We start from the raw sequence: 9852 nt of genomic DNA on the forward strand, positions 1-9852 counted from the left end.
TCCCTCTGCCGTACCGGTCACTCGCCTCCGGGCGGCAGAGAGGTCACACCCGGGATCTCCCTGCTTCGCCGTCCCAGCACGCCCAGCCAGCGGGAACGCGTGCCGGTCACCAGGTCGTCCATCAGCGAATACGTTACCGGAATCACCAGCAGCGTCAATACAGTGGACAGAACCAGTCCCCCGATCACGGCGACTGCCATTGGCGACCGCTGCTCGGAGCCTTTGCTCAACGCAAGGGCCGTGGGCATCATTCCGCCAATCATCGCAAACGTGGTCATCAGCACCGGCCGCAGCCTCGTTGGGCCCGCTTCCAGAATGGCGTCCCGCCGGCTCTTGCCGCGAGAGCGCAGGGTATTCGTGTAGTCGATGAGCAGGATGCCGTTCTTGGTTACCAGGCCAACCAGCATGATGATTCCGATCATGCTGATCATGCTGAACGTCTTATTCGTCACCATCAGGCCCAGCAGGGCGCCCACCAGCGCCTGCGGCAGGGCCAACCAGATGACGAATGGCGTCGTGAGGCTTTCGAACAAGGCTGCCATCAACATGTACACAAGAACCACCGCAAGCGCGAGAGCAGAGAACAGGAAGCCGAACGACTCCTGCATGATCTGCCCCATACCGCCGACGCCGATGTTCGAACTGCCCTTGTCGATCTGCTGGGCCGCGGCCGTCGCGGCCGCCTGAAGGTTGGCCTGCGCGTACCCTTGAGCGATGTTGGCATCCACCGATACGAGGCGCTGCCTGTCCTTGCGCTTGATTTCGTTTGGCGCGTTGCGCAGGGCGATGGTGGCGATGTCGTTCAGGTAGATCGGTTTACCGGCAACGTTGGCGACTACCAGGCTGCCCACTTCGCTGATGCTGTTCCGGTTCAGCTTATTGTACTGAACGCGGATGATGTACTCGTCTCCCCGCTCGCGGTATCTCGTGTCGGCGCCGCTGTCTCCGCTCCCCTGCAATGCGGTTCGAACGGCCGACCCGATCTGCGCAGCGCTGAGCCCCAGGTCCGCCGCCTTTCGTTCATCAACCGTGAACTGCATCTCAGGCTTGCCGACCTTCCAGGAGGACTCCAGGTCGGTGAGACCTTTGATCTTGGACATGGCGCCGACAAGCTGATTGGCGACGCGGACGTTCTGGTCCATATCCGGCCCGGTGACCTCCTCGGTGATCGGCTTGCCGGACCCCATCCCGCCGGTTGCCACCAGCTGGATATTGGCGCCCGGAATATCCGCCGTCTGAGCGATTACGTTCCGCATGACGTCCTTCACGCCCAGGGAACGCTCGGATTTGTCGACGAGTTTGACGTCTACCGCCCCATACTGCGATCCTGAGTCACCGCCCCCCAATGCGCTGCCGGAAGCGTTCGTGCCCGTGGTCGCCACGGCGTATTCAACGATCGACTTGCCGGATTTAGGATCCTTGAGGGTGCGAATCCTTTCGCCAATCTCCCGAACAATCCCGTCGGTGCGGGTCAGCGATTGGCCGGCGGGCCCCTCGACGGTCACGCCCATGGTCCCCTGGTCGGCGTCTGGGAAGAACTCCCCGCCGATTGGCAGGCTCACCATTGCCACAAGGGCAAGGAGGAACACGCCGGTGTAGACCGCAACCATCTTGTCCTTGCTCAGCGCCGCGCCCAGACTCAACAACGCCACCACGATGACCGCAATGACGACCTTACCCTGAGTAAGATGCCCGCCCGAAATGAGCGGCGGGAACATCATGGACACCACCGCGAACAGCGTCGCCCAGCCGATCCAGATCGTCAGAGCCCGGTTATCGATCGTCCATGCCAGCAATCCGCCGTAGGTCCGGTCGAGGCCGTTGTAGAAGCGGTCGAACCTGTCGAAAACGCCGCCCCAGAACCCCTTGCGCGCCCGCCTCTGTTCCTCCGTGCCGTGCCCCTTTTCGAAGAAGCGCGACGCCAGCATCGGCGTGAGCGAGAAGGACATGAAAAGCGAAAACAGAGTGGCGCAGGCAACCGTCCAACCGAACGGCCGGAAGAACTGCCCCACGATGCCGCCCATATTGGCGATGGGCACGAAAACCACAACGTCTACGAAGGTGATCGCGATCGCCGCGAGGCCGATCTCGGACCGTCCATTGATGGCGGCCTCGGCCGGCTCTTCCCCCATTCTGAGGTGCCGTTCGATGTTTTCAAGAACGACGATGCTGTCGTCCACCAGGATGCCGACCGCCAGCGACAATCCCAGAAGCGTCATCGTGTTGAGGGTGAAACCCTGGGCCTGCAGCGGGAGGAACGTGGCGAACATGGACGTTGGAATGGCCAGCGCCACGATGAAAGTTGCGCGTGTCGAGTGGAGGAACAGGAAGACGATGAGGACAACCAGCAGGATGCCCTCGATCAGCGCCTTGTTGACGTCGTCGACAGATTCGCGGACCGTCGCCGACTGGTCCGTGGCGATGACCATATCAATGCCTGCCGGAAGCACGCGCGACGGGCGGGGCATTTTCATCGTCGCCGGATCGTAGTCGATGACTTTGTCCTGATTTTCGTCATAGACCTTGCCCAGTAGGCGCGCCATCTCGCGCTTCACGCCGGAGCCCAGCGCGATTGTGTTGCCGCCGGACTGCTTCTGGATGCCGATGATGATCGCCGGGGTGGCTTTTTTGTCGCCGATCCCCAGGCGGGTGATCACGCTGGGTTCGGCGATCGTGTCGGAAACCTTTGCCACATCGGCCAACCGCACCACGGCGCCCTTGCCCACCCCGCTTCGGGAAGGTACGCTGATGCGGACATCCTCGATCTGCTTCGGGTCTGTGAACTCTCCCACCATGCGGATGGCGTATTCACGGGCGGACTCCTTGATGCTGCCACCCGGGATATTCAGGTTCTGGGCATTGACGGCGCCGACAACCTGGCTGAGCGACATGCCGTAAGCCTGGAGGCGGGCCTTGTCCACCTCCACGTGCACCTCGCGCACGTCACCACCCTGCACACTGACGGAGGCTGCGCCGGGCACCTTGCTGAACGCGTCCTTTACGGTAACATCCGCGAGGTGGCGCATCTCGGATGGAGCCAGGTTCCCGGCCATTCCGATGGTGAGGATCGGCCGCGACGAGATATTGACGCGGCTCACCGCAGGATCCGAGGAATCCTTCGGCAGTGAATTGCGGATCGCGGACACCTTGTCGCGCACATCGGCCGAAGCCGAATCGAGGCTCGTCCCAAGTTCGAACTCGATGGCAACGATGCTCAACCCGTCCCGCGACGTACTGCTGACGTGCTTGAGGCCGTTGATGCCGGCCACGGCGTCTTCCACGGGTTTCGTGACGAGAGTCTCGATTTCCTGTGGCCCAGCCCCGGCGTACTGCGTGACGATCGTCACGTAGGGCAGCTCCACGTCCGGCATGTCTTCCTTCGGCATGGCCTGCCGGGAACGGACACCCATAATAACCAACGCCAGCACGAACATGGTCATAAAGACCGGGCGGCGTATTGCTGCTAATGTCAATCCCATGTGATATTCTCCGAACCGTGAACGATGGCCCATTCGCGCGGTCGGACACGTTCACGTCGCCCGCCGCGCGCAGCCGTCAGCCCTTAGCCGGCAATGCTACTTTCTGCCCATCGCTCAGGTCCTGCTGTCCGCTGGTCACAACCTTATCGTTGACCCCAAGGCCGGCGCCGCGAAGCACAATCTCGTCCCCGTGGACAACCCCTGGCGTTACGTTGACTATGTCTGCCTTGCCATCCTTCACGCGGACGACAATCGATTTGCCGTCCCGCTCGAAAACGGACTCCTTCGGAACGAGGAGCGCATTGGCAAGGAGGCCTGTTATCACATCGGCGCGCGCGAACATGTTCGGGCGCAGCGCTTTATCCGGATTGGGGACGATCACCTTCGCGGTGAAGCTCCGGCTCGACGGGTCCGCCGTCGCAACGATGGAATCCACCCGGCCGCGCCACGTTCGTCCCGGGAGGGCATCCACCCGAACGTTGACAACCATCCCAGGGCGCACCTGAACCATGTCCACTTCGCTTACGTCCGCCTGGAGGTACACAGTGCCGAGGTCCACAACCGTCAAGAGCGCCTGTCCGGGGTTGGCATACTGCCCGGGCTCCACGGATCGCATCGTGACGGACCCGGAACGGGGCGAACGAATCTTGAAATTCTCGACGTTCTGCTCGGCAATTCCCACGGCAGCCCTCGCCGCGCCAAGGGACGCGCGTGCTGTCGAAACGCCGGCGATGGCCGCGTTGACATCCTCGGTTCGCGTGGAGGTTGTTTTTCTCGCAGCGACGGCCGTGCGGAGAGATTCCTCGGCCTGCTGAAGCCCCGCTTCCGCCTGGCGCACGTCTTCAGTCCGGGGGCCTTCCTTAACGAGGCTCAGGCTCTGCAGCGCGCTGTCATACTGCGCTTTCGAGACATTCAGCGCGGTTCGGAAGCCGTCAAGCGTTGACGCCGAGACCGCTCCCTGGTCCGCCAGCGCCTTATAACGCTGGTAATCCGCTTGCGCCTTGTCCAAACCGGCCTTTGCACTGTCGACCGCGTTCTGCGCCTGGATGCGTTCCTGCCGGCGGGCGCCGGTAGTCACCATCTCGAGACGCGCTTTCGCGGACCGGACGGCGGCTTTCGCGGCGTCAACCCCGGAGGAGGTCTGAATGTCACCTACCGACTTCCCGGTGCGGGCCTGCGACAGGCGCGCTTCGGCGACCTGGAGGCCGGCGCGGGCTTGATCGAGGCCGGCCTGGGCCTGGGCCAGTTGACGCCGCGCATCGGCATCGTCCAGCTGGATCACAACCTGGCCGGCGGAGACCGCGCCGCCTTCGCGAGCGGCCACAGACACAACCTTGCCGGCCACCTTTGTGGACAGTGTCACGGTTGAATCCGCGGCCAACTGGCCCGTTACGGACAATACATCGTCGACATTGCGGCGCTTCGGCGACGCCACTACCACCGGCACACCGGTCTCCTTCTGGATCGACGACTGGGTGAGAACAGGCTTACGCGCCGGGCGGTGTTTCTGAATGGCATAGAACCCGCCGACCAGGGCGGCAACGACAACGAGCGCTATCAGCGCAGAACGGTTGTTTCTCATCAGTTCAATGGCTCCATCGCGCGGAAACGGCTCCGCGCGATCTTCAAACAAGGCAGGTTAGCGGCCGACCCTGCGACCGATTCGGACGTGAGCTACTGGGCGGTCCCGGCGGCTGACTGCACCCGGCCCATAACAGTGGCGTCAAACGCCGCGCGGGCAGACAAGTGATCGTAAAGAGCGTTGATCCGGTTGAATCTGGCCGATGTCAGCGCCGTCTCGGCGTCCGTGACCTCCAACTGAGTGGCAACGCCATTCTGGTAACGGACCTTCGCGAGGCGGAGCGCCTCTTCGGCCACACTCACCGATTTGTCGCCCACGGTGAAACGGTCCGCGGTCTCCTGCACCCGAAGGCCCCATTGGCGAACCTCCAGCGCCACTCCGCGAAGCAGTTGGTCGCGCTGCAGTTCAGAAGTCTTGAGGTCTTCCTTGGCTTCGGCGACTTTCGCCTTCGTTAGCCCGCTGTCCCAGAGGGGCCACGAGACATTCACACCGTAATTCCAGTTGGCCTTCTCCGAGCTCAGCCCGGAAGCGGTCCAGTTGTAGCTGTACACGCCGGAAAGCGAAACCTGCGGCAGGTTGCCGGCTTTATAGATCCCCACCGCCTCATGGTTTGCCCGGATGCCAAGCCCGGCCTGAATGACTTCGGGCCGCGAGTCCAGGGCCTTCTGTGTCTGGGCGGCGATATCCACATCACCGGTGGGCACCCCATTCTCGGGCGCCAGATTCAGCGGCGTGCTGACGTCCCGCCCAAGCACGTTGTTCAGGGCGGCGCCCGCCAGCGAAACACTGTCTTTCGCAACGATCAGGGCCTGCTGGCGATCCGCCAGGGTAACCTTGGCCCGCATCACATCGAACTCCGGAGAAGTGCCCGCTTTGACAAAGGCATCCGCCAGACGCAACTGCTCCTCGGCTTCCGTAACCGCGGCCTGGGCGACGTCCATCGCCCCCTGCGCGCGCAGCACATTATAGAATGAGGTTCGCGTCTGATAAACGACTTCTGATTTGCTGCGAAGCACGGACAGTGCGGCGATTCGGTTGCTGAGCGATGCAATGGTCTTCGCTCTTCGGACGGATCCCCAGATGTCCACCAGTTGGGTAGCGACGGCGTTGGATGTCTTGCTGGTTGCCGGATTGAGCGTGAAGGTGGCAAACCCGATGGGAACGCCGTTTGCGTCGTACTTGGTGGGAATACTCGCCGAGACTTCTTTCTGGCGAAGGAAACTGGCGGAGACCTTCACCTGCGGCAGCGCGTTGGCGGCCGCTTCGTGAATTTTCGCGTGGGCTTTCCGCTCTGCGGATTCGCTCAACGCCACGAGTTCGTTGTTCTTCAGAGCCAGCGCGACGGCATCATCGACCGTCATCACCGCGTCGCCAGGCGCGGCCGGCGCCGTCTTCACGTCCTGTGCTCGCAGGGAACCGCAGATAACCAGGGCGGCCCCAATCAAGGCAATTCGTTTCAGCATCAGACATCCCCCTCATGCGCGTCCAAATCCTTTGGGACTACTTCGCGGATCGTCGCTATCGCGCGCTGAAAAAACTCGATCACATCCTGCACTTCGTCCAGTTTTGTGAGCACCAGCCCGTGTTGAACCGGGTGCCCCAGCACCAGAAGCTTGTCACCAGGCTCAATCCGCATGGCCTTTCGAGCGTCGGCCGGTATGACAACCTGCCCGCGTTCACCCACCGTCACTGAACCGTAAAAACACTCGGCGGCTGTACTAGCGCCCATCAGCTTCACCCATTCCCTTGTTGCTGTTGCATATATTTCATACATTACGCTTTAATACAGCAAATGTCAATGATGTGAAACTTCACACTGCTATACTGGCAATAGAATGAACGACGTAATCTTGGGAACTGTTCCGTACTTGAACGCCAGGCCGCTGGTCGCTCGTCTGGTCGCCGGATACCCCGGCGTCACGCTCGTCGAAGCGGTGCCGAGCGTACTCGCGAAAATGCTGGACCGCGGCGAGGTCCAGGCCGCCCTCGTTTCAAGTGTAATCGCCCTGTCCGATCCATCGCTCTGCGCCCTCTCGGCCGGCGGAGTGGTCTCCGACGGCCCGGTGAAGAGCATCCGTGTGATGAGCCGCGTTCCCCCCCGGGATATACGCACCATGGCGCTCGATGTTTCGTCCCGAACCGGCATCGTCCTGGCCCGAGTGATGCTTCATGCGGCCTTCGGGGTGCTGCCGGACGCCGTGCCGATGCCTCCCGATGTGCCGGCGATGCTGAAAGCCGCCGATTCCGCGGCCATCATCGGCGATCCTGCTTTGCACGCGTCGCTCAATCTGGAGCGCGGCAAACTGCCCGAAGTTCTCTTCGATATCGACCTGGGCACGCTTTGGCGCGACGTTACCGGACTCCCATTCGTCTACGCCCTGTGGACGGCGCCGCGCAACGCGGACACGGCGATGCTGAATCGCATCCTGGGCGAAGCGGCGGCATGGGGCAGCCAGCACATAGACGAGATCGCCGCGGAGGAAGCGCCGCGCGCCGGCCTGCCCGAAGACTTCTGCAAGGCTTACCTGCACGACAACATACAGTTTGCCCTGGGGCCCAGGGAATGGAAGGGCCTGAACCTGTTCCGCGAAAAGGCCATTGAACTGAATCTGCTGCCTCGTTGTTCACATTCAGTGACGGTGAGTTAAGCAGTACAAGATAGGAATTCCACATGAAATACAGTGCTTTGGTCCTGGCTGTGATGTTCGGAGCCGGCGCGTTCGCTGCGGAACCGCTCGTGAAGTATGCATCACCGATTAAGGACTTTCACGTGAAGAGTTCGGTCGAGAGCCGCGATATGGACGCGCTCAAGAAGATCAGCAATGAATTCGCGCAGTCTTACCGTTTCGCGGGCAGCGAAATGTACTACAAAGAACCCGGCAAACTGAAGATCATATCCAAGGCAGGGTTTTTGGACGTATCCTACGTTATCAACGGAAACACGAAAGCCTACAAGGCCGTCGGAATCCACAAGACCATAGACATCACGCATTCACCCGGTCAACGGCAGGGGGCGTCGGCGGTTGGCCTGCTCACGCCGTCATTTCTGGATTCGCTGAATATATCCAGTAAAGGCTCCACCAAGATCGATGGCCGCGAAGCCCTGGTTTACGAGGCGCATTACAAAGAGGAACCGGGTGGAGCATACTACAAGTTCTTCGTGGACCCAAGCCGGAAGTACGTCGTTCGTCAGGAGCAGTACCACGGGGACGGCAAGCCAAAGATGACCACGCGGTTTCTGAACCCGGTGAACCAGAAAGGCATCTGGCTGCCGACGCGGACCGAGGTCCTCAATGGTGAAGGCGAGCGCGGCGCCGTGACGAAGATGCAGATACTGGGTATCAACGTGAACTTGCCGGAAAGCGTCTTTGTGCTGTAAAGCTGGAGCCCTCCGCGTTGACGCCTCACGCGCGTCATGCTACAATAGTGAGCGAAGAGCGGGAGTAGTTCAGTGGTAGAGCGTTTGCTTCCCAAGCAAAATGTCGCCGGTTCGAATCCGGTCTCCCGCTCCAGACAACATTTCAAGCACAAAACAGGCCCTCCGGGGCCTTTTTTGTTGCCTGGCTTCTCTACTGGTCGCCGCGATTCACCTGTTTCTGTCGACCCCGCAGCAGAAATGGCCTACCCGCCATCCTCACGTGCGGCGCTCGTTCGACGGTCTGTGGCCTCTCACCGGCTTATGAATGCTATAATCAGGCCACGGGCCGCGGAAGGCGGGCCGGTTTACTCGGTTACAAGGCTACGTCCTCCCCGGCAGCGGGCTGCCCCGGCCTTCGCCTCCTTGTATTTGTCTATCACGACGGGAAGGAGGCTCCTATGCGCACCCGTCTGTCCGATATGGCCGCATTCATAGTCGCGGTCGCCGTTTTGCTCGCGATGCCCACTCGCGTCTTCGCCGTCGTTCCCCGTACTATCGCCTTCCAGGGCACTCTGAACAACGCCACGGGAGGCCGCCTTCCGGACGGATCCTACAGCGCCACCTTCCGCCTCTACGATGCGCCCACGGGAGGAAACCTTCTGTGGACGGAGACGAAGACGGTCACGACAGGCAAAGGCTCTTTTTCAACCGCGTTGGGCGATACGGGCGCCATCCCGGCGTCTCTCCAGTTCGACCAGCCATACTGGCTCGAAGTCCAGATAGGCGCGGACCCCGCGATGACGCCTCGGGTGGCGCTCCGCGCAGCACCATATGCCCTCTCGCTCTCGCTCCCATTTGCAGGCGTCGCAGCTTCGGCCTCTCCCAGCGCCATGCTGTCTATCACGAACTCCGGTGACGGAACAGGCGTGGGAGGGTACAGCGCGAGCGGCTACGGTGTGGAAGCCGTCAGCACCACTGGCAATGGGCTTCACGCTTTCGGCGGCTACAGCGGAGTGATCGCTATCAGCAGCAATGGCGATGGGGTCTATGCCGAGGGTCACCAGACCGGCGTGAATGCCATTTCCAGGGATCCGCTCGGAATAGGCGTATCCGGCCGCTCGGATGCGTACATTGGCGTGGTCGGTAACAGCGTCGATGGCACTGGCGTGTCCGGGTCCACCATGAACGGCTATGGCGTCTTCGGCGAGGCAGACGCCGCGAGTGCCTTCGGAATCTACGGCAAGAACTCCGCTAATGGCCCCAGCGTGGGATCGTACTACAAACCGGGGGCCAATGGCGTGGGGCTCTTTGCGGGCGACTGGGGCTGGTTCGGCTCCGCCGCCATCGAGACCGATCTCACGGGGCCCGGCACCCACATTTACTGCGCCGAGAACGGGACCGGTGTCTTCTACGTCTTCGGCGGCGGCGCGGTC

At 61.8% G+C, this 9852-nt stretch carries 7 protein-coding genes and 1 tRNA gene; 4 read left to right on the plus strand and 4 right to left on the minus strand.

The annotated features are described in order from the left end of the window. Positions 1–17: 17 nt before the first annotated feature. From VGM51_12875 to VGM51_12890, 4 genes are all read right to left on the minus strand, one after another. Positions 18–3479, minus strand: a complete 3462-nt coding sequence (locus VGM51_12875; protein ID HEY3413928.1) for an efflux RND transporter permease subunit — start codon at positions 3477–3479, stop codon at positions 18–20. Positions 3480–3555: 76 nt separating this feature from the next. After that, the gene (locus VGM51_12880; GenBank protein HEY3413929.1) at positions 3556–5061 is read right to left on the minus strand and encodes an efflux RND transporter periplasmic adaptor subunit; all 1506 of its coding nucleotides are present in this window, start codon (positions 5059–5061) and stop codon (positions 3556–3558) included. A gap of 92 nt (positions 5062–5153) precedes the next feature. After that, on the minus strand, positions 5154–6524 hold the full coding sequence (locus VGM51_12885; GenBank protein ID HEY3413930.1) for a TolC family protein: 1371 nt from the start codon (positions 6522–6524) through the stop codon (positions 5154–5156). Next, positions 6524–6790 carry an AbrB/MazE/SpoVT family DNA-binding domain-containing protein gene (locus VGM51_12890; GenBank protein ID HEY3413931.1) on the minus strand — a complete coding sequence of 89 codons (267 nt, stop codon included), beginning with the start codon at positions 6788–6790 and terminating at the stop codon, positions 6524–6526. The genes VGM51_12885 and VGM51_12890 overlap by 1 nt, the downstream gene beginning before the upstream one ends. A gap of 106 nt (positions 6791–6896) precedes the next feature. Between VGM51_12890 and VGM51_12895 the strand changes: the two genes are divergently transcribed. From VGM51_12895 to VGM51_12910, 4 genes are all read left to right on the plus strand, one after another. Beyond that, positions 6897–7709 (plus strand): menaquinone biosynthesis protein, encoded by an 813-nt coding sequence (locus VGM51_12895; protein HEY3413932.1) that lies wholly within the window; start codon positions 6897–6899, stop codon positions 7707–7709. 23 nt (positions 7710–7732) lie between these two features. Further along, a complete protein-coding gene (locus VGM51_12900; GenBank protein HEY3413933.1) occupies positions 7733–8440 on the plus strand; it encodes an outer membrane lipoprotein-sorting protein in 708 nt (235 codons plus the stop codon). A 58-nt stretch (positions 8441–8498) separates the two neighbouring features. After that, a tRNA-Gly gene (locus VGM51_12905) sits at positions 8499–8573 on the plus strand. Positions 8574–8877: 304 nt separating this feature from the next. Beyond that, the coding region (locus VGM51_12910; protein ID HEY3413934.1) for a hypothetical protein at positions 8878–9852 on the plus strand (975 nt) is incomplete at its 3' end.

The sequence above is a fragment of the Armatimonadota bacterium genome, from assembly GCA_036504095.1.
Taxonomy (GTDB): Bacteria; Armatimonadota; DTGP01; order JAKQQT01; family JAKQQT01; genus DASXUL01.